Here is a 24,402-nt window from a genome sequence, read left to right as displayed (position 1 = left end):
ATGAGTGTACAAGAACTTGATTTACTAAAAGTTCCAGCATGTCAAACAGACAAAAGTTTAAGTTTAAGCAACTATCTTTGGAGAGATAAACCAGACGAAAATAAATGGGCAGACTGTACCCATTGTGGAATGTGTTTGGAATCTTGCCCTACCTATGAACTCACCGGACAGGAGCAACATTCTCCGCGTGGACGTGTCCATCTCATTAAATCAGTGGCGGAAGGGAAGATGGAAGTAAATAAGCAATTTGCGAATTCTGTTTTTGCTTGTCTTGACTGTCGCGCATGTACAACGGCTTGCCCTGCAAATGTCGATGTAGGTGGATTGATTGAAGAGGCACGCGGTCAAATTCGTCAGGCGATGCCATTAACAGGCATGAAAGGTGTAGTAAGTAAATTCTTTCTTCAGGGCCTGTTTCCTCATCAAAATCGACTAAATACACTCGGTAGCTTTCTGAGGTTTTATCAAAAAAGTGGCATTCAAAAAATTGTTCGAAAAACAAAGCTGATTAAAGTTATGCCTAAGCATTTGGTCGAAATGGAAGCGATCATGCCAAAAGTAAACCAATCAGTTCGTGAAAAATATAAAAATCAAAGTGTTGTTAAAGCTAAGGGTGAAAGTAAGAACGAAGTGGCATTATTAACTGGTTGTGTAATGGATGTCATGTTTAGTGATATTAATGAATCGACGATCAATGTCTTAACACGCAACGGAAATGATGTAAAAATTCCGCAAAACCAAACATGCTGTGGTGCACTTCACGTTCATGCTGGAGACCGTGACACAGGAAGAAAACTTGCGAAGCAGAATATAGAAGCATTCAAAGATTCAGGGAAAATAATTGTGAATGCTGCTGGATGTGGCTGCATGTTGAAGGAATATGCAGAACTGTTCAGGGAAGAAGAACCAGAATGGCATGAAAAAGCCCAAGTTTTTTCAGCAAAAGTAGAAGACATTACTAAATACCTTCATGACACGGGTTATGAAAAACCAAAAGCACAACTAAACAAACGTATTACCTACCACGATGCTTGTCATTTAGCACATGGTCAAGGTGTACGTCAGGAACCGCGGGACATTCTCCTAAATATTCCAGGTGTCGAAATGGTCCATATGCCAAACGCAGATCGATGCTGTGGAAGTGCTGGTATTTACAACATTACGAATCCGGAAATGGCAGGAGATGTCCTGGAAAATAAGATGAAGAATGTCCCTGAAGATGTCGAGATGATTTCAATGGGAAATCCCGGTTGCATGCTACAGATGGCAATGGGCGTAGAGAAGTACGGAAGAAATCAAAAAGTAGTTCATACAATTCAACTATTGGATTGGGCGTATCAAAAAGAGGATGGTTTAGAGGGGGGAGAGAATTGGCAGTAAAAGGGATTGAAACAAAGGATAAACATATAAATAATCTAGCCACTATTGTTGGAAGTGCACGTTCTATTCTATATCATATGGAAGATTTGCTAGCGTATGAATGCGATGGGTTTACCATTCATAAGCATTCACCTAAAGCAGTGGTGTTCCCAAAAGATACACAGGAAGTGGCCAAGCTCGTAAAGTACTGTTCTGACAATCAGCTTCCTTTCCTTGCCCGCGGAGCAGGTACGGGTCTTAGTGGAGGAGCAACTCCACTAAATGGAGAGGTTATTATTAGCTTAGTCAAAATGAAGAAGCTGTTAAGTGTGGATTTAGAGAACAGGCGCGCAGTCGTGGAGCCAGGTTACATCAACCTTAAGTTAACAAACTCAATCTCTGACAAAGGGTATTATTATGCACCAGATCCTTCAAGCCAATCTTGCTGCACAATTGGTGGGAACGTAGCCGAGAATGCAGGCGGAGCGCACTGTCTCAAATATGGAGTTACAACAAACCATATTCTTGGATTAGAAGTTGTCTTGCCGAATGGAGAAATTATCGAATTAGGGGAGAATGGAATCCCTGATGCGCCAGGCTACGATTTACTTGGTCTCCTAACGGGTTCGGAAGGTACTTTGGGGATTGTCACTAAAATAACCGTGCGCATTTTGAAAAATCCTGAAGGCAAGAAAACAGTGCTTGCTTATTTTGATAGTGTTGCCGATGGAAGTCAGGCGGTGTCTGATATTATCTCAGCAGGCATAGTTCCTGCAGCTCTTGAAATGATGGATAAAACAGCAATCGAGGGTGTTGAAGCAGCCGCCTTTCCTGTTGGGCATCCTAAGGACATCGAGGCAGTTTTGCTGATAGAAGTGGATGGAATTTCAGCAGGGATTGATGAGCAAATTAATCAAATCCTCGAAGTTTGCACGAACAGAAACGTTCGTGAAGTAAGAGCAGCTAAGGATGAAGAGGAAAGAGCGAGCTGGTGGGCAAATCGAAAAACTGGATTTGGCGCAATGGGCGCGATTTCACCGGATTATTTAGTACAAGATGGCGTTATTCCTAGAAGTAAACTGCCTGAAGTGTTAAACAAAATCAATCAAATTAGTAAAGAATCAGGTCTACGTATTGCTAATATTTTTCATGCTGGCGATGGCAACCTTCATCCGCTTGTATTATTTGATGCTAGGGTTGCAGGACAAACTGAAAAGGCAATCGAGGCAGGAAGTGCTTGTCTACAAGCATGTGCCGATGTTGGTGGAACGATTACTGGTGAGCATGGAGTTGGAATCGAGAAAAGAGAAGAAATGCGTTTTGTATTCAAGGATGAAGAAATTATCGCACAGACAAATATCCGAGAAGTGTTCAACCCACATAATCTATTAAATGCTGGAAAATTATTCCCTACACCAGGACGCTGTGGGGAAGTTAAGAGAGTGATGAAAGAAGCGGTCTTTTCTTAAAGTTAACTAGTCAAAAATAAAAACAGGTATTTTAAAGGAGGAAATTATAAAATGGTAAACTATGTAAAAGAAAGTAATCTTCAAGTGGCGCCCATTCTCTATGATTTTATTAATTCAGAGGCTCTTCCAGGAAGCGGAATAGAAAAAGAGCTTTTCTGGTCCGGCTTTTCAAAGCTTGTCCATGACTTAACTCCAAAGAACAAAGAATTATTAGCTAAACGAGAAGAAATTCAACATAAAATAAGTGGATGGCATATTGAAAATAAAGAGTTTAATTTGAGCAAGTATAAATCATTTTTGGAAGAGATTGGCTATCTAGAACCAGAAGTAGATGATTTTCAGATTACGTCTGAATCTGTCGATGATGAAGTTGCTGTTCAAGCGGGACCTCAGCTAGTAGTTCCAGTAAATAATGCGCGTTATGCGATTAATGCAGCTAACGCTCGCTGGAGTAGCCTTTACGATGCCTTATATGGAACAGATGTCATCAGTCAAGATGGAGACTCACAAACCGGAGATGGCTATAATCCAGTTCGTGGTGAAAAGGTAATACAGTATGCAAGGGAATTTCTGGATCAAGCCGTCCCATTAGTAGGTTCTTCTCATAAAGACGCTGTGCTTTATAGCATCGTCGATGGAAAGTTGTCCGTTACTCTTGTCAATGGAGATCAAACTGGTTTGAAAGATGAGGAGAAATTTTCTGGCTATCAAGGAAAATCACAAAGTCCATCAGCTATTCTGTTAAAAAATAATGGCATACATTTTGAGATTCAGGTAGACAGCAGTCATCCGATTGGTAAAACGGATGGAGCGGGTGTTAAAGATATTTTATTGGAAGCAGCTTTAACAACAATCATGGATTGCGAAGACTCCGTAACAGCTGTTGACGCTGAAGATAAGGTGCTAGTGTATCGTAACTGGCTTGGATTAATGAGAGGCGATTTAACTGCCGAATTCACAAAAAATAAAAAATTGTTTAAGCGGACACTTAATCCTGATCGCAGCTACTCTTCTCCAAGCGGCGAAGAATTTACATTGTCAGGACGATCACTTATGTTTGCCCGAAATGTAGGTCATTTAATGACAAATAATGCAATTTTAGATCACAACGGTGATGAGATCCAGGAAGGCATTTTGGATAGTGTCATCACGAGCTTGCTTGCAAAGCATTCTTTATTAAACAATGGTGTATACCAAAACTCTTCTAAGGGTTCTGTATATATCGTCAAGCCTAAAATGCATGGTTCAGAAGAAGTAGCCTTTGCAAATCAGTTATTTGAGCGGGTTGAAGATTTACTTGGGATGGAAAGAAATACCCTTAAAATTGGTGTAATGGATGAAGAACGACGAACTTCGTTGAACTTAAAGAATTGTATTCGTGAGGTAAAAGACCGAGTTGTGTTTATTAATACCGGGTTCTTAGATCGAACGGGCGATGAAATGCATACATCGATGGAAGCAGGTCCAATGATTCGTAAAAACGAAATGAAATCTTCTAAATGGCTACAGGGCTATGAAAAATCGAATGTAATTACGGGTCTCGCTAGTGGTTTTCAAGGCCGTGCCCAAATTGGTAAAGGAATGTGGGCAATGCCGGACCTGATGAAAAATATGCTAGAGCAAAAAGTAGGACACTTACAAGCAGGTGCAAACACTGCATGGGTTCCATCTCCCACTGCCGCAGCGATACACGCTCTGCATTATCACCAAGTGGACGTAACAAAGGTACAAAATGAGCTTGCGAAAAATTCAAAAGAAAATCTACGAGATGATATTTTGACTATTCCAGTTGAAATAAACCCTCAATGGAGTGCTGAAGAAATTCAGCAAGAACTGGATAATAATGCTCAAGGTATCCTTGGTTATGTTGTTCGTTGGGTTGAGCAGGGAATTGGCTGTTCTACAGTGCCCGACATCAATAATGTAGGGCTAATGGAAGACCGAGCGACACTGCGTATTTCTAGCCAGCACATGGCAAACTGGTTGCACCACGGAGTTTGTACGAATGAACAGGTGGTGGAAACGTTAGAGCGGATGGCGAAAGTAGTGGATGAGCAAAACGCTGGAGACTCTAATTACCTGCCTATGGCTAAAGACTATGAAGATTCAGTAGCATTCCAGGCAGCTTCCGAACTTGTATTCCAAGGGTACGCACAGCCGAGTGGTTACACTGAGCCAATCTTGCATCGTCGACGTCTCGAAGCGAAAGCAAAATTAGCGATAAAACAATAATCAAATTGGACTTACTAAGTAGCAGATGAAGAAGGTAACTAGGCATTCTATTGAATTGGGATGCCTTATCTACTCATGTTTTTCCTGCAATAAAGGCTATATGCAAAGTATATTAATGTACAAAAAAAGTTAGTTGAAAAGGAGCACTAAAATGAAATTTGCTAGATTTAAGGTAAAGGATTCATCTATATATAAAGGAGTTTTGATTGAGGATAAGGTGAAAGAAATAAAGGGTAATATATTTGGTGATTGGGAGTTTACAGGTAAGGAGTTTTCTGTAAATGAAGTGAAATTATTAGCACCATTAGAGCCGAACCAGATTATCGGGATTGGTGCAAACTACGTAACCAAAATAGCTGATATTCCAAGTGTATTGCCGGAAATTCCAGTCTTTTTCTTTAAACCAGTTTCATCCGTCATTGGACCGGAAGAGGATATTGTCATACCAGAGGGAATACAACAAGTGAAATTCGAGTCAGAATTAGCGGTAGTGATTGGAAAAGAAGCTAAAAATGTATCTGAATCAGAAATTTTAGATTATGTATTTGGTTATACCGTTGGAAACGACGTCACAGCACCCCAGTTTTTCCATCAAGATGGACATTGGACAATTGGTAAATCGTTTGACACATTCACTCCACTAGGTCCTGTTATTGAAACAGAGCTTGATCCTTTTGCAGTCAAAGTAGAAGCGAGACTGAATGATATGGAAAAACAAAATAGCGAGACTGACTTAATGATTATCCCAATTCGCAAAATGCTTTCTTATCTTACAAAAGTAATGACACTTAAACCAGGCGATGTGATCTTAACAGGTAGCCCTGTTGGTGCAGAGCTAGTAGGCGAAGGAGATGTCATTAATTGTGAAATCAAGGAAATTGGGTCTCTTCGAAATACGTTTATTGCAGCAAAAGTTGAAGCAAAAACCCGATAATATTTTTTAGCATAAGTTTACCTGAATTCTTTCAAAAAAGTATTTCAGGTAAACTATTTTATTGTTTTAAAAGGTGACGGAGGGTGAGAAGGTGTTTGATTTACAGGTGCTGGGGAAACAAATTGTGCTCGAGCTTGCAAGCTTAATTGAGCAGAGCGTGATTGTGACTGATAAAAAGGGAATTGTGATTGCGATTAAGGATTCATCACGTTTAAATACGTATCATGAAGGTGCGTTTATTTCGATGGAAAATCGCAAGGAACTTCATATAACGAAGGATATGTGTGAGAAACTTCAAGGAGTCAGACAAGGAATTGTTTTGCCTATTGTTATTTCCGATACGCCGATTGGAGTTATAGGGATTACGGGGAAGCCACTAGAGATTGAGAAGTATGCAAAGCTCGTGAGGAAAGTATCGGAACTTTTTGTTACAGAGTTTATCATGCGGGAACAAAGAGAACGTGTTTTTCGTGAAATTGAATTTTTTGTGTTTGATTTATTTATGACAGAAGCTAGTATCGATTCGATTGATAAACGCGCTACATTATTGGATATTGACCCATTACTGTATACACGTGTGGCTGTCATTCAAACATATAAACAATTTGACATCACTTTTATTGAGAACTTGCTACATATTCAAACGATCCATCCTAAATTGAAAATCGTACGTTGGGGAATGGAAAAACTTGTTTTATTGATTCCTACTATTCCTAAAGAACAATTGTTAGTAGGATTAGAAAGTTTATCAGTAAAAATACTGAAAATTACTAAACAAAAAGTGAATATTGGAGTGGGAGAAATAAATACTTTTCATCAGCTTCCAAAATCATTTCTACAAGCCGAAATGGCAGTAGATGTATCTGAAAGACAAGAGAAAATTATTTTCGAGGAAGATTTAAAACTTGAATTACTCTATTATTCTATTCCAGAAGAGATTCAGGACGAATTTTTAAGTCGCACGATTGCTCCACTTCTTGCAGAAGAAGAATTATTGCACAACCTGGAAGTATGGCTTCATAAGAAAGGTTCTCTCCACGAAATAGCAGAAGAATTACATATTCATAAAAACACATTAAAATATCGTTTAAATAAGATTGAAATGATGCTAGGAATTGATTTAAATGATAAGAAGGATTTAACGATGATTTATACAGCAATTTGCATGTTATCAAAAAAGTAATGGATTACCCTTATATATAATAGTGTTTTTTGTATTATTGGACAAAAATTGTAAATAATTAATGAATAAATATGGTCATCACCCTATAGTAGTCTGACTATTTAAATAATATCATTATATATGTATCCTGCTGTCAGCAATTGAGGTTTTAATTGAGGCGCCAGGTTTTAAAAAATAAGTTGATAGATAGAAGAATCAATTTAGGAATTTATAACATTCTTCAACCAGAAATGTAACCTATTATGAAAGGAGTGAGAGACAGAAGTGGTCACATCATTTAAGGAAGGTGTTTAAGAAAAAGTACAGTGCGTGTAAGATGCTGCCTTTAATAGTCTTTCACTTCTCGGATTAATTACCTGAATATTCTTATAACTAATAATGAGATTCATGCAAAAAGATATTAATCTATGTGTATGACATATGCACACTCTTGAAAGGGGAAATGTAAATGAGTACTGGGATGTTAGCGTTCTTATCACTTTTACCTATTTTAGTAGTAGCAATTTTTTTAGTTGGTCTTAGATGGCCCGCAAGTAAAGCCATGCCCATTTCTTATTTGGTCGCAATTGTACTCGCGTTATTTATATGGAAAGTGCCGGGTGCAACTGTTGCAGCAGCAAGTATTAATGGCCTTGTTGTAGCAGGGACTTTATTATTCATTATTTTTGGTGCTATCTTGCTGTTAAACACACTGCAAGAAAGTGGAGGAATTAAAAGGATTCGCCAGGGATTTACAGATATTTCTGAAGATCGACGCATTCAGGTTATCATTATTGCTTGGCTGTTTGGCTCATTTATAGAAGGATCTGCAGGATTCGGTACACCTGCTGCAGTGGCAGTTCCGTTATTGGTCGGATTAGGGTTTCCAGCTATGCCAGCTGTTGTTGCGGGAATGATTATTCAGAGCACACCAGTATCCTTCGGTGCTGTTGGAACTCCAATACTCGTTGGAATCCAGACAGGATTATCTGCAGATGCAAGTATCACAGATAACTTTCTTGCACTAGTCACCGCGATTGGTGGGCAAGTGGCAATTCTTCATATGATTGCTGGAACACTCGTTCCACTTATTGTAGTAGCATTGATGACAGGATTTTTTGGTAAAAATAAATCGTTTAGCGAAGGAATTAAGGTTTGGAAGTTTGCATTGTTTGCAGCTTTTTCCATGACCATTCCTTATGTAATTGTAGCAAATGTTCTTGGTCCTGAGTTCCCATCCATGATTGGGGGATTAGTTGGCTTAGTAATTGTCGTCTTTGCAGCAAAAAAAGGTTTCCTTATGCCTCCTAAAGATGAAATATGGGATTTTGAAGAAAAATCAAAGTGGAATCCTGAATGGGTTGGTCAGCTTGAAATCAAAGATATCACACATAAGAGTGGAAGCATGAGCATGATTCGTGCATGGACACCTTATATTTTAATCGGATTATTCTTAGTGTTAACAAGATTGAAAACGCTACCATTTCTTGGGTGGGCGCAATCATGGACAGTAAAGTTTGAGAATATTTTTGATTCGGGCATTACATCAAGCTTTCAGCCATTGTATTTGCCAGGTACAATCTTTATTGCTGTTTCCTTAATCACATACTTCCTTCACGGGATGAATTTGAGCTCATACAAACGTGCTTGGACTCAGTCTGGTAAAACGATGATTGCCGCATCGACAGCCCTTATTTTCACAGTTCCAATGGTTCAAGTATTTTTAAACACGGGTGGTGGAGCAGCTGGGTTTGATAGAATGCCAATTGAATTAGCAAATGGTGCAGTAGCACTAGCTGGTGATTTTTGGCCGTTCTTCGCTACATTTATTGGTGGATTAGGTGCCTTTATTGCTGGAAGTAATACGGTAAGTAATATGATGTTCTCCTTATTCCAATTTGATGTAGGATCACAGATGGGCGTTGACGCTACATGGATCGTGGCTCTCCAAGCCGTTGGTGGAGCGGCAGGAAATATGATTGCTGTGCATAACGTAGTAGCAGCGTCTGCAGTAGTAGGTTTAGTAGGAAAAGAAGGCGATATTATCCGGAAAACATTCCTACCATTTGTGTACTATGCTCTGTTAACAGGATCCATTGGATACTCAATTGTATGGTACTCACAAAAAGGTATCTTTAATCTAGGTACATTTATTGCCGTTCTCATTGCTTGTATTGCTATTTACATTATTGCAACTAACCGTAAGAGAACAGATTTATTGGAAATCAAAAAACCAAAAGAATTGCGCAAGGCAGTTTGACAGTACTTTAAAGAATGTATTAATAACATGGCCACTAAAAAAGACAATTTAATATTTCTTAGCGAGTGTTATAACGAACTGGCGTTATAGCACTCTTTTTTTATGGGCTAGTACCGGTGATTTCCGTTTCAGGCGGACGCTTTCCGCGGGGCGAGCGCCAAGCCTCCTCGTCCGCTTGCGCTACCTGCGGGGTCTCGTCTGTCTCGCTTTTCCCGCCGGAGTCGCCGCCTTCCACTTCAATCACTTGTATATATATTCTTTCATCTTAAAAAGGTGAGGTTCCTTTATCTGTTCAAAATCTAACAGAATGTGCCGGTTTTTCAATCTGAATTAACAATCCTTTCCTCAATTTGTCTAGGAAATACGCATACAAAAGCACGCTATAACCAAAAATCGGCGAAAGAATTTTTAATGAAAAAATCGAAAAATGTTAGAAAAGCCGTGTATCAATTTGATGAATCGATTAAAGGGGAATTCCCCAGCTAAAGGGGCAATAAGAAAGAAACGGCGACATTTCGTCCGAAATAGAACGAAATGTCGCCGCTTTCAATTTAAACACACTTACAAATTTTAAAATGTAAGTTTTTCAGAGGCCAGGGGACAATCCCTTGGCTTTTTATATTTACTTCTTCACATGTTGCGGTCCCAAGATTAAAGGAAACTCAATAAATTCCCGTAAAAAAAGTTCGCCCGAGAGCGAACCGTTTATTTCAATAGTATCTAGGATTCCTGACTATCTGTAATTAATGAACTGGATATCAATCGGCATGTCAGCTTGTCTTACCGCTAAAATAATGGCTTGAAGGTCATCACGGTTTTTGCCTGTCACACGGATTTGATCATCTTGAATTTGAGTTTTAACTTTAACGCCACTGTTCTTAATGAGAGCGATAATGTCTCTTGCTAGGTCTTTATCAATACCTTGAATTAATTTAGTGCGTTGGCGAACATTTCCTCCAGAAGCACCGTCGAGTTTGCCATATTCAATGTTTTTGATTGATACATTACGTTGAATCAACTTGCTAATTAAAACATCCTTCAACTGCTCTAGCTTATATTCATCATCGGAAACAAGCACAATCTCTTCTTTATCTAACGTAATACTACTTATACTTCCTTTAAAGTCATACCGTGTTTTAATTTCTTTCTGCGCCAACGTGACTGCGTTTGTAACTTCTGAAAAATCAACTTCTGAAACAATATCAAATGAACTATCTTTAGCCATGTTAAACCTCCCACATTTTATTTCTACTATAACAAAAAAACAACAATTTCTCCGTACATACTGCTTATTCTATGAAAAATCCTTTATGCAGACAGTATTTTATCGTATTTGTTATAAGTTAGTGTCTAAACAAGCATTATTTCGCATGGTGGCAATTGGCTTCATGATTTGTATGCTGATTGCGCTTCCACACTGTTCCTTTATGCATTTTTAGGTATTTCCCACATTTCATTGGGTACGCTAACTCCTATATACATTAAATTTAGATCCACCACAATGAAGGCTTCTTTAGAAGGGACAATAAATATGAGGATGTCAGAAAAAGATCTAATCAATCAGATTCAGTCTAACTTATGGTTTACACCTGTTCTTTACGTCTTTTATTCCACTGTTTTATTAAGCGTATCATTAGTTGCGGACTTAAACTACAACTTAGGCGATCGAATGAGGCCTTTATTTGCCGTAGATTATGAACTAACACTTTCTCTTGTAAGTACTCTTACTCTTGCGAACTTATCGCTGACAATATTCACATTTAATTTAGTATTGGTTGTTTTTGCGACATTTTCTGGACAGTTTTCCCCTCGTACGCTTAGAAATTTCATGGCAAGCAAAGCTACACAACGTGTGTTAGGAATTTTTACTGGTAGCTTTATATATGTGTTATTATCCTTCCTTTTTCTCAATAAAAGGATCGCTGAATATTATTTTGCAGTACCTCTAGTAGCCACCATATTAGCTATTTTGTCGATGGGAACTTTTATCTTCTTTATTAATCATGCAGTCGCGTGGTTACGTGTGAATCAAATGACAGATGACATAAAAAAAGAAGCTTTGAACATTATCAACAGTACATTGAAAAAAGAATTAGATGTCTTTAAAGTAAAAGATTTCAAAGATACAGATGAACAAATAAGGGAAGGAATGGGTAGTCAGATTAAAGCAGGTAAATCAGGTTACATTCAGCATGTGGATTTCATCATGATGATTAGAAAAGCTCAAGAAGATGACATTGTCATTAACTTTGAGTACACAATTGGGAACTACGTCTTTGAAACCACACCAATTCTAACCTACTGGAATAAGCATGAGTATTCCATCCAAGAAGATAAATATTTGACTCTTTTTAGGATTGGAAAGAGACAAACAGAAGATCAAGATATTGAATTCAGCATTAATAAACTAGTCGAGGTTGCGGTTAGAGCACTAGGGAATTATGATCCTAAGACAGCAAAGACAGCGATTTACCAAATCGGTGAAGTTCTTGTTTCTATTTCACGAGTAACTGACAACTCTCGCTATTTAGTAGATGATGAGAATAACCTTCGATTAATTCTTCAAAAAAGAGACTTTAATCACTATTTGTACAGTGGACTAGGATATATTAGACACTATGCAAAAGATAATGTGATTGCTTCAACGGATATTTTAGATGTTTTAGATCAAATGGCTAAATCGCTACATCCAAGCGATTATCAATCAGTTTGGGATTTTGCAGTATACAGCGCACAAGGTTTTGAAAATCTATTTCTTTTTGAACATGATAGCCAGCAATTCTATCGGGCGCTATGTAGCGTGGCTACTACCACTAACAATTTAACGAATTTCGAGGAATTCTTGAAAAAAAACTGAAATGATATTAATTAAATTCAATAAAAAAACTATAGATCTACCCACTAAGAGTAGGTCTATTTATAGAGAGAAGAAAGTGGAAAATTTTTTATAAATTGATGCTTTCTTTGCTCGATTTTTCTTATTAATTTATCCAAGTTAGGTTGTTTTAGTGTCATTTTATTTATTAAACTGCGTCCAATCGAAACTTCAAGGGATTCATGAAGTCGTGATTTCTAGGGGATATCCTATTAAAAGCATATCTAGTTAGAAGTGCAACCAGCGTGAAAAAATTAAATGGATTATGTATTCGTTTTAATCAACATTCGTGTATAAACATCCAGATTGACTATGTAGAATAATAGATGTAAATTTAATAGAACATATATGAACTGTTCAATTACGAACTATTTTGAAATAAAGAAATGGAGATATTCAATTGAATAATGAAAATCAAAAATTGATGCAATCAACACAATTATTAAGCTCGTTTTGGAACGTACAAAAGAACTTGATACGACTCGTCCAAAAGTCAGCGATAGAAAATGATTTATCAGTTCCACAATTTTCAATACTGATGGCAATTACACTCCACAAGCAAATGACACAAAAGACAGTTGGAGAAAAAACATTTCTACCTAAAAGTACACTTAGTCAGGGAGTCGATGGACTCGTTCGAGAGGGTTTGATTAACCGGCAACAAGTCGAAGGGAATCGCAGGGAGACGTTGTTGTCACTCACGAAAAAAGGAGAAAGGCTTATTTGCACGATTCATCAACAAGAGGGAGGAATTCATCAAGTATTCCAATCTGTAAGTGAAATGCTAACTAAAAATCAATATGAAGATTTGCTTGAATCTCATCAACAAATCACAACTTATCTGGAGGCAGAAGCACCAGAACTTGAACAAGGGGAGTGTAAGAAGTGATTAAATTACTGAAACACTTATCCGTATATAAGTGGCTTGTTTTAGCAGTTATTGGTCTAGTCTTTATTCAATCCATGTCGGACCTCTTTTTGCCTACTCTAATGGGTGACATTATTGATAAAGGTGTCGTAATAGGAGACATCCCCTATATTTGGAGAATTGGTGGATTTATGCTGTTGGTTTCTTTACTTGGCGCTACTGCCTCCATTATCGCAAGTTATTATTCTTCTAAAGCAGCTATGGGAATGGGACGCGATATTCGTCAAAAAGTATTTAATCATGTTGCGAAATTTTCATTGCAAGAATTTGACGAAGTGGGAACAGCTTCACTAATTACAAGGACGACAAATGACATTACTCAAGTTCAGCAAGTAGTTATTATGATGCTTCGTATGGTGATTAGTGCACCTATTATGTTAGTAGGTGGGATTATTATGGCAGTATCAAAAGACGCTAAATTAACACTCGTTATTGTTGCCGCAATGCCTGTGCTAATTGGTACGATCCTCCTTATTCTAAAAAAAGGGGTTCCTCTATTTCAACTGGTGCAACAACGTTTGGACCGTTTAAACTTAGTTTTACGTGAAAATTTAACGGGGATTCGAGTTATTCGTGCATTTAACCGTGAAGGCGAAGAGAAAGTTCGACTTAAGAAAGCAAATAGAGATTTAACAGATGTGTCGATTCAAGTTAATAAAATAATGGCATTTTTAATGCCTGTAATGATGCTAGTTATGAACTTAACGGTTGTCGGTATTATTTGGTTTGGTGGCATCCGAATTAATAATGGCGCTATGCAAATAGGTGACTTGATGGCTTTTATTCAATATGTCATGCAAATTATGTTTGCATTAGTGATGGCGTCCATGATGTTCGTTATGATTCCACGAGCAGCCGTTTCAGCAAAGAGGATAAACGAAGTGCTTGAGATGAAACCAGCATTCCTTGATGAGGGAACACAAAAGGCGGACCTTGAACAAGGTACTCTAGAATTTGAACATGTGACATTCAGTTACCCAGGAGCAGAGAAACCAGCGTTGTCTGATATTAGTTTTACTGCAAAACCTGGTGAAATAACTGCAATTATCGGTGGAACTGGATCCGGTAAATCAACTCTCGTCAATTTAATACCACGCTTTTATGATATTTCGAATGGCGTGATTCGTGTCAATGGTGTGGATATTCGTAAGGCTTCACAAGATGAAGTTCGTTCGAAAATTGGCTTCGTTCCACAAAAATCCATTCTCTTTACGGGTACGATTGCTGATAATATTCTCTTTGGAAAACAAAATGCCACACATGATGAAATTGAGCATGCGGCACGTACAGCGCAAGCAGAAGAGTTTATCAATAAGATGAAAGACGGCTATAAAGCAGAAATTGAGCAAGGCGGCTCTAACTTATCAGGAGGACAAAAACAACGACTGTCTATAGCGAGAGCACTCATTAGAAAACCGGATATCTATATATTTGATGATAGCTTTTCAGCACTTGATTTCAAGACTGACGCCAAACTTCGCGCAGCATTAAAAGATGAAACAAAAGATGCGACGGTATTGCTCGTTGCGCAACGTGTTAGTACTGTCGTCGAAGCTGACCGAATCATTGTGTTAGACGAAGGACATATTGTCGGTATGGGAACACATCAAGAGTTACTTGACACCAATGAAATTTACCGTGAAATCGCCCTATCACAGCTTTCAGAGGAGGAAATAGCATGAGTAAATTAAAGAAACCACCTCAAAATGCTGGACCGATGGGGCAAGGTCCTGGTGGCGGTAACATGATGATGATGGGACAAAAAGCTAAGAATTTTAAAGGAACATTGAGACGTCTTTTAACTTATTTAAAACCACGACGTAACAAATTGATTGCCGTGTTCTTCGCAGCTATATTAAGTACGGTTTTTATGATTGCTGGACCAAAAATTATGGGGACGGCAATTACAGAATTATTTGAAGGGGCATACGGGAAATTTCAAGGAACATCTGGAGCGACCATTAACTTTGATAAAATTGGACAGATTCTTTTACTACTTGTTGGCCTGTATGTTTTAAGTAGTCTATTCAGTTACGTACAACAATATATTATGTCTAGTGTTGCTCAAGATACGGTTTATGACCTTCGTGAAGATGTTAATAAAAAGCTGGAGAAACTGCCTCTTCAATACTTTGATGGAAACCCGAATGGAGAAACCCTTAGCCGAATGACCAATGACATTGATACAATTGGCAGCACGCTTCAACAAAGCTTGACGCAGTTCATCACTTCCATTGTAACGATTGTGGGAATTATCATCATGATGCTTACGATTAGTCCTTTATTGACGCTAATTTCAATTGTGAGTTTACCGCTTTCAATATTTGTCATTAAACCCATTTTGAAAAGATCCCAAAAACATTTTGCCGATCAACAACGCACCCTCGGTGAATTAAATGGACATATTGAAGAAATGTATACAGGACACCAAATCGTTAAAGCATTTGGACATGAGAAAAAGTCTGGTGCCAAATTTAATTTGGTTAATGAAGAATTGTATAAAGCGGGAACTAAAGCGCAGTTTATTTCGGGGATCATCATGCCTATGATGTTCTTTATTGGAAATTTGAGCTATGTCCTGATAAGCGTCGTTGGAGGGATATTAGTAACCCAACGTGCTATCTCAATAGGTGATATTCAAGCATTTATTACTTATTCAAAACAATTCACTCAGCCCATCACACAAACAGCTAATATCGCAAATATTATTCAGTCAACGGTTGCGGCAGCTGAACGTGTCTTTGAGTTGCTCGATGAAGAAGAAGAAACAAAAGAAATTACTTCAGTACGTTTGGAAAGAGCAGTGGGTGCTGTTGCATTCGAACATGTCGATTTTGGATACGAACAAGACTTACTAATTAAAGATATGAATATTGATGTCTTGTCTGGACAAACGGTCGCAATAGTAGGACCTACAGGTGCTGGGAAAACGACCATGATTAATCTCTTGATGCGTTTTTATGAGCTGAATGGGGGTAAGATTTTGATCGACGGGCTAGATACACGCAATATGTCTAGGAGTGATCTTCGAAAGAGTTTTGGAATGGTGCTTCAAGATACTTGGCTATTTAATGGAACGATAAAAGATAATATTGCATATGGCAAAACTGGCGCAACAGACGAAGAGATTTTCGCAGCCGCTCGAACTGCTCATGCTGATCATTTCATTCGAACACTACCTGATAGCTATGAAACAGTCTTAAACGAAGAAGCCTCTAACATTTCACAAGGACAAAAGCAGCTTCTGACAATCGCGCGAGCTGTTTTAGCAAACCCGCCAATCATGATACTCGATGAGGCGACTTCAAGTGTGGACACACGGACTGAAGTGTTTATTCAAAAGGCGATGAATCGATTGATGGAAGGGCGGACTAGTTTTGTCATTGCCCATCGTCTATCAACTATTAAGGATGCGGATTTGATTCTTGTGATGGATCAAGGAAAAGTAATCGAGCAAGGTACACATACAGAACTTTTAGAAGAAAATGGTTTCTACGCAGATCTATACAATAGTCAATTTACTGAAAAAGTAGCAGGTTAAGTAGAAAGAGGCTCGTTTCCAAACCGGAAATGAGCCTCTTTCTACTTAAATATAATGGATAGGTGCGCCGAGCTGGTTCAGGTTGACTGAACAGTGCGCTAGGTTGCCGCTATGACTCGCCAGGTTGCACAAAATATCTTCCCCCACGTTTTGCTCGAACTATAAATCGATAAAGTTTATATTTTTATTGCCGTTGACTTCGGGAATTCAGGTATATGAGTTTGCTTAGCATTTAATTCAGCAGAGTTTAGATACTTATTCAATGAAATGTGGAATGTAAATGGCCGCTGATTAAGATTCTTCAGCGGCTCTAATTCATATTGAAAAATGAGAATTTTGTGAGAGAAATATTAGGGAAGTGACGGTAATCAAACAATGGAATTTCATGAAATTTTTTGATCAGACTCTAAGGGATCCACTTTAGTTGAATCATTAGAACCAAGTCCTAATGAAAGGTAATATACAAAAAATCCGACGACCATTCCCAAGCACATAACAAATCCTATCGTGACCGACAAATAATATGCCAATTGTACAACCTCCTTTTTGAAGTATATGCGAGGAGATGATCACTATAGATGTTGTAATTAAAAAAGATTAGTAGTCATAGGTGTGTGCAATGGAAAAACACTTAACTATATCAACTAATTCTGTAAGTTGTTGCTTCACCTATGCTAGTAAAGTCGCAGAAAGAAAATCAATTGCTTTTCTTTTGTAAAAAGGACATGATCGCTATCCTGAGCTTGTATCAGAAACAGAGCGAAGTCAGTGTCCATTCTTTAGTTAAGTAAACTCAAAACACTAAGTACATTTAAATTTTAGGGAGCGGCGGACGTACAACGACCGGTGAATTACCATCCATAGCGATTCAGAAACTATAGTCGATATAGTAGTGCAAATTTTCTTTGCACCCTCGAGCACTCGGCGAGAGAAAGGATATCATTGATAGAGTAGCGATAAAAACATTCCGTAATTTAACTATTACAACGTGAAGTAGGATAATTACAACGAGAATGATAATTTTTATAACGTCACAGCTAATAATTGCAACTGAGCCTTCGCTCGACACTATTGCCATCCGTTTTCACTAAGAAAAGGCACGTGAAAGATGGCGAATCTCCACTATCTAGATTTGTGGGATTGCAGATACTAAAAAGAATGAAGGAAGCTGCCGAAATTGTATCTTCGGCAGTTCCTTTATGAGAAATCAGTGCTCATTATTTAGTGAACCAAACTTAAAACGCTATGGATCTGAAAGTTGTACGAGAGCGGCGGCGGACGCATAACGGACGCAGGATTTCCTTTAGGGAAAAGAGAAGAAGTTGTAACCAAATTTTATTGAGGCTGCCGGGTTAGTTAGAGCAGGGGAGTAAGGGGTATTTAGCTGCGATTAGTGAAAATCATCTGATTCATCATTCTAAATGGTGCTTGCAAGGAGATTTCACTAGAGATGGTGGTTATCTCGCAACTAAAATACTTATTGCTCAAGGGAACTTGCCGAGTGGGGTATTTTATGCAAACGATGAGATGGCTGTGGGTGGAATACAAGCCTTTAGAGAAAACAAAATTAATGTACCAAAAGACGTCTCTATCATTGGGTATGATGACATTCAATTAGCTGAATTCACGACACCTCCATTAACGACCGTAAGACAGCCGAAATATGAAGCTGGAGCATTAGCTATGCATCTAATTTTGCAACAGCTATCAGGTCAAATTGTGAATCCTTATTACAAGCTCTCTACCGAACTGATTGAGAGAAAATCAGTGAAATAAATAATAAAAGACGGATTTAAATTCAAACTTGAATTTAAATCCGTCTTTTTATTAAATTAACATATAGATACACGATTTCTTCCATCTTTTTTCGATTGATAAAGAGCTTCGTCAGCTCTTGAAATTAAATTATTGGCATTGTCATTTATTTCGTATGTAGTAACGCCAATACTGACTGTTATCCTCGTATTTTCCCAATTTCCATGGTCAATATTTAACCGAATTCGCTCTGCAATGACTTGAGCCTCTTTTTTGTTCGTATATGGAAGAATGATTATGAACTCTTCTCCACCCATACGCGCAACAATATCAGAATCTCTTGCTTCACTTTGAAGCTTCCAAGACAACTCTTGCAACACCGCATCACCAGTTGGATGACCATACGTATCATTAACACGTTTAAAGTAATCGACATCGATTAATAACAAGGAGAAAGGTGATTGTTCGATCTTCGCAATCTCCACGTATTCCAGAAGTTTCGTATTTAGAAAGCGTCGATTTTTCAATCCAGTTAATGGGTCTGTTGTTACTAACTCTTGTAGCTGAGTATTCATTTCCAACAATTCTTGTTGCTTACCTTCGACTGATTCCATTAACCCTTGTAATTTCTTAAACGCATCCTCAGTATCTTGACGAATTTTTTCAGCACTTCGTTTCGCTAAAAGAAGTTCATTTTCATACTCATCTCGCTCTTTCATTTGTACAAATACACATTCATATTGCTGGTTTCGAACCACTGCATTCATCAATATTGGTATTTTTTCGTTTCCAGCCTTCAAAGTTAAATACATTTCATTTACTTTGCCATGCATCTTAATTGAAGGGGGAAAGTACGTTTGAAAATAAATGCGTGATGCGATTGTCAAGAGATCATGCATATGGCTTGGGGTATCTTGTAAGTTAATCCAATCTTGTAACGTTTGATTCGTATCTAAAATTCGCAACCTTGTATCCATCACCAAATAACCAAAGGGTGCTAAATTCAGCTGTTCTTCCATATTAAGACTCCCATCTACTTTGCCAAAAATGCTTTAATACAAGTAACTGTTTCCTCGGGGTAGGTAATATGTGGATTATGACCTGTTGCTTGCATGAGAACAAACTCACTATTAGAAATTTTCCAGTGTACAAACTCTCCTACTTCAACTGGTGCAATGGCATCATTTTCTGTTTGCAAAATCAACGTAGGTGTTGCCACCTTATAAAGCTCATTACGTACATCAGAAGAAAATGTTACTTCCGCAAACTGTCTAGCAATCACTGGGTCATTTGAACATAACTGTTTCTCAAAGTCTTTTGTCAATCCGGGTCTTTCTTCATTTCCCATAGCTACAGGGGCTAAATACTTTGCCCACTCTTTATAGTTCTTTTCCATCATATCAAGTAGTTCATCAATATCAGATTTTTCAAAACCACCGCGATAATGAGATTCATTTAGATAATGTGGAGAAGGGCTAATCATAATTAATTTCTCCATCAAATCTGGTCGTTCATTAGAAGCTAGAACCCCAATCATACTACTTACTGAATGTCCTACAAACACAATATTCGTTAAATTAAGTGCATCACAAACTTCAATTAAATCCTGTGCATAACCTTGAAGCGAATTATAACGTTCCGTGGAATACTGCGATTTATCACTATTGCCTGAACCCACATAATCAAACAAAACTACTTTATAATCCTTTTTAAAAAATGGAGCAACTTCATTCCATACTAGTTGATCACAACCAAACCCATGAGCAAAGACAATCGTCTTAGATCCATTTCCACTAACATTTACTCGATTACGTTTCAATATATCTGTATTCATGTTGTTTCCACCCCTTTTAATTGATAGAATATTGGTGAAATATAGTATATTTTTCAATTCTTAATACAAAGTAATATGTATATATTCTAACATTTTTTTGTCACGTATACATGACCGCTTAACTTCAACAAACTATCTATATTATCCGATATCTTCAAGCAAGTTCATTAGAAATTGACTAATTTCAAATCTATTTCTTACATGGATAAGAGTCGGGAACTGGAATGATAAATTTAAATTATATTCACAATATCTCTAGTAATTGAGTGTTTATTGACTACCCTTTTAGTGCGTACTAATTGTCAATATACAACATTTACATAGGGTATATGTTACTATTAATTGATAAAGTAACTAGAAAATTTCATTTATTTGGAGGGATTGACATGTACAAAAAATTAACTGGAGTTCTCTCCATTTTATTTATTATTCTCCTATCAGGTTGTCAAGAGAAGGTGACACCAGAGGATCGGTTGGCAGAATACGTAGTCCACTGGAATGAAGGGGAATTCGCTGACATGTATAGCGACTATCTAAACAAAGGGACGAAAGATGTATTTGAGACCGAAAACTTTGTGGCGCGCCAAGAAAAAATACATAGTGATTTTTCTATCGAAAACGTAGAAGTAACATATAAGAAACCTGACGAAGATACGGAATGGAACACCAAAGAGCCGGCAAAATTTGATGTTCAAGTGAAAATGGATACAGTTGCTGGACCAGTGGAATTCGAGAAAACGATGACGTGGATCTACGAAACTCATGATGAAACAGAAAATTGGTTTGTGGAGTGGGATACATCATTCATTTTCCCTGAACTTGGAGAGAAGGATGCGGTAGGTATTTATACCAGTAAGCCGGCTCGGGGGGGAATTCTTGACCGAAACGGACTACCCATTGCGATAAATGGTAAAGGGGAAGAAGTAGGCGTTGTGCCAGAAAAATTCACGGATGAAGCAAGTAAGACGAAGCTGGCAAAGCTATTAGGTACATCTGTTGAGTATATTGAGCGTCAGTTAAACCAGGGGTGGGTAAGACCGGCTGATTTTGTGCCGATATCAAAAGTAGCGAAACATGAAACCGTATTATTGGAACAGGCCATTGAAATCTCAGGAGTCACATACAGAGAGACACCGATGCGTGAGTATCCTTACGGAGAAGCATTGTCCCATTTATCTGGTTATATCGGAGTTATTACAGCTGAACAATTGGAGAAGCGAAAAGACAAAGGATATACAGAAGCTGACCTCATAGGCCGTGAAGGGATGGAGCAATTACTGGAAGATAAACTTCGTGGTACGAGCGGAGTGCGTATTTACATCCAGCCACCTGAAAAAGAAGCTAAGACAATTACCGTTGCTGAAAAATCAGCTGTAGACGGGGAAACGATATCGTTGACGATTGATGCAGAGTTGCAGAAAACTACTTATGAAGCCATGAAAGGTGAAGCAGGAAATAGTGCTGCTGTAGATCCGAAAACCGGCGAAATGCTTACTCTTGTCAGTTCACCGGGGTTTGATCCGAGTGAAATGATGTTGGGTATTAGTGGAGATAGATACAAGGAACTTCAGGAAAACCCTCTAAATCCGTTGTTAGCAAGATTTACAAGAACTTATGCACCAGGTTCAACATTAAAACCGATGACTGCTGCAATTGGTATGGAAGCAGGAACACTTGACCCGGCAAAAGGGTTAACGATTAATGGGAAGTCATGGCAAAAGGAGGAATCCTGGGGCAACTACCGGGTAACGCGAGTCCATGATGAAGCACCAAATCCGATTGATTTGAACAAAGCACTCGTTTATTCTGACAATATTTATTTTGCGCAACAAGCGCTTGATATGGGAAGCAATACATTTGTGGAGGGACTAAATAATTTCGGATTTGGTGAAGAAGTTCCGTTTGTCTCTTACTTGAAACCTTCACAGATTTCAACGGATGGTAAGCTAGGTTCACTCGGACAACTTGCAGATACATCGTTTGGACAAGGGGAGATGTTGACAAATATTGTCCATCTTGCTTCGATGTATGAAGTCTTTATAACGGACGGTGTGATGTACAAGCCTACGTTATTACTAGCTGATGAAAAAGGGCAAGTGTGGAAAGACGGACTTTTGAGCGCTGAAAATGCAGCAATTTTACGGACAAGCTTACGTAATGTTGTCGTGGATGGCTATGCACAGGAGGCCAATCTTCCATCCATACCACTCGCTGGAAAAACGGGTACAACTGAATTAAAAGCAGCAGGAGAAGTTGATGGCAAGCAAAATGGATTTTTTGTTGCGTATAACTCCGAAAACCCCACATTTATACTTGCGATGATGATCGAAAGTGTGGAAGATAATGGCGGCAGTGCTTACGTCGCGGAACTTGCCTCAACTGTATTTGAAAAACACAATTAGTAACAGTGTTTTGAATGTTTCAGATGTATTTTGAACATACTATAGAACCTTTACCGCGGCTGATATTACATCTCAGCCGCTTTTTCTTGTCTTAGAGAGGATTATTCTTTTCTATATTTTGTCCGATTTTACTAGTGGAATAAAGCATGAAAATCATGGGAAAACTCATCTATATGCCAGTACATAAAATTTGTATTTTAAGGGTGTGAGGTTTTTGTATGTCTTCATAATTGGATTGCTTGCAGGAATCATTATATCGCTCGTATTAGTTTTAGTATTTGTTCGACCTCTCATAAAATGGGTTTTCGGATATATTACAAAACTTATAATGACGGAGAGCTATGAAGAAAATATATGGGAGGTTGTTACGGCTTCTAGACGTTTTCATCCCATCACTAATGTTGAAAATAGTTTGCGAGCAGAATCAGGAAAAACCATTGAAAGACCCTTTGGTACGGCACGAAAATTCCTGAATTTTGATGGACTTATTTTTACTCCCGCGCAACTTGCAACACTACCAACTTCTGAAACCATTTATATTGATACAAAAATAGTGATAGGGCCCTGTGCCAAAAAACCATTAAGGTTAGACATTCCTATTTTACTGGGCGCGATGGGCTATGGGGTTGGAGTTAGTGAGAAAGTAAGGATTGCTATGGCAAAAGGGACGGCTGCTGTAGGCACGGCAACGAATACAGGAAAAGGTGGATTTTTACCAGAAGACCGTAAAAATGCCAAGTACCTAATTATTCAATATGGTAAAGCAAAATGGTCAAAAGAGCCGGAGATTTTAAAACAAGGGGACGCCATTGAAATTCATATTGGTCAAGGGGCGGAAGCTTCTGCGCCATATGAAATTTCACCCGAAAAATTAAAGGGGAAATCAAGAGGAATCATGGGATTAAATCCAAGTGAAAATGCTGTTATCCCATCGCGACACAAAGAAATTAATCACAAAGATGACCTTAAACCACTTGTGAAACATCTTCGAGAAGTGACCGGTGGTGTTCCAATAGGTGTTAAAATTTGTGCTGGTAATAAGCTTGAAGAAGATATGGAAAGCTGCATCAACGCTGAAGTGGACTTTATTTCTATAGATGGTGGTCAAGCGGGCACCCATGGATCTGCACCAATCCTAGAAGACGACTTTGGACTTCCGACGATATATGCTTTGTCGCGCGCTATTCAATATTTAGAAAAAAGAAAGGTTAAAGATAAAATAAGTCTGTTGGTTGGAGGAGGTTTCTTTACACCAGGAGATTGTTTTAAAGCACTTGCTCTTGGTGCCAATGCAGTTTATATGGGAACGGCGCCGCTTTGGGCGATGAATCATACACAGTTATTAAAAACCATGCCATTTGAGCCACCCACACAATTGACATTTGATTCCGGTAAGTTGAAAGATAAATTTGATGAAGAAGAAGGAGCTAAAAGTCTCGAAAAGTTTTTTCTTTCCTTTGTGGATGAGATGAAAACAGCCGTTCAATCTCTTGGTAAAACGTCCATTACGGAGGTTAATACGGAGGATTTAGTGGCCATAGATGAGTTAACAAGCCATATTACTAAAATACCTTTAGCGTATCAACACAATCAGAAAACAAACAATAGAAGATTTTAAAGAGAAAACATATAGTATACCCTCTCTAATTCC

The 24,402-nt window shown here is 38.2% G+C and carries 16 protein-coding genes and 1 pseudogene; 13 read left to right on the top strand and 4 right to left on the bottom strand.

Annotated elements, in window-relative coordinates:
- The 6 genes from E2636_RS15455 to E2636_RS15430 all read left to right on the top strand — a co-directional run bounded on the left by E2636_RS15455 (position 1) and on the right by E2636_RS15430 (position 9,416).
- A complete protein-coding gene (locus E2636_RS15455; RefSeq protein WP_134211006.1) occupies positions 1-1,380 on the top strand; it encodes a (Fe-S)-binding protein in 1,380 nt (459 codons plus the stop codon).
- Positions 1,371-2,828 carry an FAD-binding oxidoreductase gene (locus E2636_RS15450; protein ID WP_134211005.1) on the top strand — a complete coding sequence of 486 codons (1,458 nt, stop codon included), beginning with the start codon at positions 1,371-1,373 and terminating at the stop codon, positions 2,826-2,828. Before E2636_RS15455 ends, E2636_RS15450 begins: the two co-directional genes overlap by 10 nt.
- A gap of 51 nt (positions 2,829-2,879) precedes the next feature.
- On the top strand, positions 2,880-5,060 hold the full coding sequence (locus E2636_RS15445; protein ID WP_134211004.1) for a malate synthase G: 2,181 nt from the start codon (positions 2,880-2,882) through the stop codon (positions 5,058-5,060).
- Positions 5,061-5,211: 151 nt separating this feature from the next.
- On the top strand, positions 5,212-5,994 hold the full coding sequence (locus E2636_RS15440) for a fumarylacetoacetate hydrolase family protein (RefSeq protein WP_134211003.1): 783 nt from the start codon (positions 5,212-5,214) through the stop codon (positions 5,992-5,994).
- Between the two features lie 91 nt (positions 5,995-6,085).
- On the top strand, positions 6,086-7,177 hold the full coding sequence (locus E2636_RS15435; protein WP_134211002.1) for a CdaR family transcriptional regulator: 1,092 nt from the start codon (positions 6,086-6,088) through the stop codon (positions 7,175-7,177).
- A gap of 448 nt (positions 7,178-7,625) precedes the next feature.
- Positions 7,626-9,416, top strand: a complete 1,791-nt coding sequence (locus tag E2636_RS15430; protein WP_134211001.1) for an L-lactate permease — start codon at positions 7,626-7,628, stop codon at positions 9,414-9,416.
- A gap of 733 nt (positions 9,417-10,149) precedes the next feature.
- Here E2636_RS15430 and E2636_RS15425 read toward each other — a convergent pair.
- Positions 10,150-10,641, bottom strand: coding sequence for a YajQ family cyclic di-GMP-binding protein (locus tag E2636_RS15425; RefSeq protein WP_017381066.1), 492 nt, complete (start codon positions 10,639-10,641; stop codon positions 10,150-10,152).
- A gap of 312 nt (positions 10,642-10,953) precedes the next feature.
- Between E2636_RS15425 and E2636_RS15420 the strand changes: the two genes are divergently transcribed.
- The 4 genes from E2636_RS15420 (at position 10,954) to E2636_RS15405 (ending at position 16,760) form a co-directional block, all read left to right on the top strand.
- Positions 10,954-12,273 carry a DUF2254 domain-containing protein gene (locus E2636_RS15420; protein WP_134211831.1) on the top strand — a complete coding sequence of 440 codons (1,320 nt, stop codon included), beginning with the start codon at positions 10,954-10,956 and terminating at the stop codon, positions 12,271-12,273.
- A gap of 418 nt (positions 12,274-12,691) precedes the next feature.
- Positions 12,692-13,180, top strand: coding sequence for a MarR family winged helix-turn-helix transcriptional regulator (locus E2636_RS15415; RefSeq protein WP_134211000.1), 489 nt, complete (start codon positions 12,692-12,694; stop codon positions 13,178-13,180).
- On the top strand, positions 13,177-14,901 hold the full coding sequence (locus E2636_RS15410; protein WP_134210999.1) for an ABC transporter ATP-binding protein: 1,725 nt from the start codon (positions 13,177-13,179) through the stop codon (positions 14,899-14,901). The genes E2636_RS15415 and E2636_RS15410 overlap by 4 nt, the downstream gene beginning before the upstream one ends.
- On the top strand, positions 14,898-16,760 hold the full coding sequence (locus E2636_RS15405) for an ABC transporter ATP-binding protein (protein WP_134210998.1): 1,863 nt from the start codon (positions 14,898-14,900) through the stop codon (positions 16,758-16,760). The genes E2636_RS15410 and E2636_RS15405 overlap by 4 nt, the downstream gene beginning before the upstream one ends.
- Positions 16,761-17,143: 383 nt before the next feature.
- Here the strand turns inward: E2636_RS15405 and E2636_RS19095 are convergent, their stop codons facing one another.
- Positions 17,144-17,290: a hypothetical protein gene (locus E2636_RS19095; protein ID WP_166669546.1), complete on the bottom strand. Its 147-nt coding sequence runs from the start codon at positions 17,288-17,290 to the stop codon at positions 17,144-17,146.
- Positions 17,291-18,143: 853 nt separating this feature from the next.
- On the opposite strand from E2636_RS19095, the pseudogene E2636_RS15400 reads away from it, so the two are divergent.
- Positions 18,144-18,536, top strand: a pseudogene (locus E2636_RS15400) (LacI family DNA-binding transcriptional regulator); the annotation flags it as partial.
- A gap of 56 nt (positions 18,537-18,592) precedes the next feature.
- On the opposite strand, the gene E2636_RS15395 reads toward E2636_RS15400, so the two are convergent.
- Both E2636_RS15395 and E2636_RS15390 read right to left on the bottom strand, forming a co-directional pair.
- On the bottom strand, positions 18,593-19,534 hold the full coding sequence (locus E2636_RS15395) for a GGDEF domain-containing protein (RefSeq protein ID WP_134210997.1): 942 nt from the start codon (positions 19,532-19,534) through the stop codon (positions 18,593-18,595).
- A gap of 14 nt (positions 19,535-19,548) precedes the next feature.
- The gene (locus E2636_RS15390; protein WP_134210996.1) at positions 19,549-20,349 is read right to left on the bottom strand and encodes an alpha/beta fold hydrolase; all 801 of its coding nucleotides are present in this window, start codon (positions 20,347-20,349) and stop codon (positions 19,549-19,551) included.
- A gap of 386 nt (positions 20,350-20,735) precedes the next feature.
- Between E2636_RS15390 and E2636_RS15385 the strand changes: the two genes are divergently transcribed.
- Entirely contained in the window at positions 20,736-22,751 is a 2,016-nt protein-coding gene (locus E2636_RS15385; protein ID WP_134210995.1) for a penicillin-binding transpeptidase domain-containing protein, read from the top strand.
- 214 nt (positions 22,752-22,965) lie between these two features.
- Positions 22,966-24,369, top strand: a complete 1,404-nt coding sequence (locus tag E2636_RS15380; RefSeq protein WP_134210994.1) for an FMN-binding glutamate synthase family protein — start codon at positions 22,966-22,968, stop codon at positions 24,367-24,369.
- Positions 24,370-24,402: the final 33 nt, after the last annotated feature.

It is taken from the genome of Paenisporosarcina antarctica, assembly GCF_004367585.1.
In the GTDB taxonomy this organism is placed as follows: Bacteria; Bacillota; Bacilli; order Bacillales_A; family Planococcaceae; genus Paenisporosarcina; species Paenisporosarcina antarctica.
The sequence above is the reverse complement of the archived record's forward strand: the minus strand, read 5'-3'. Positions and strand labels throughout refer to the sequence as shown.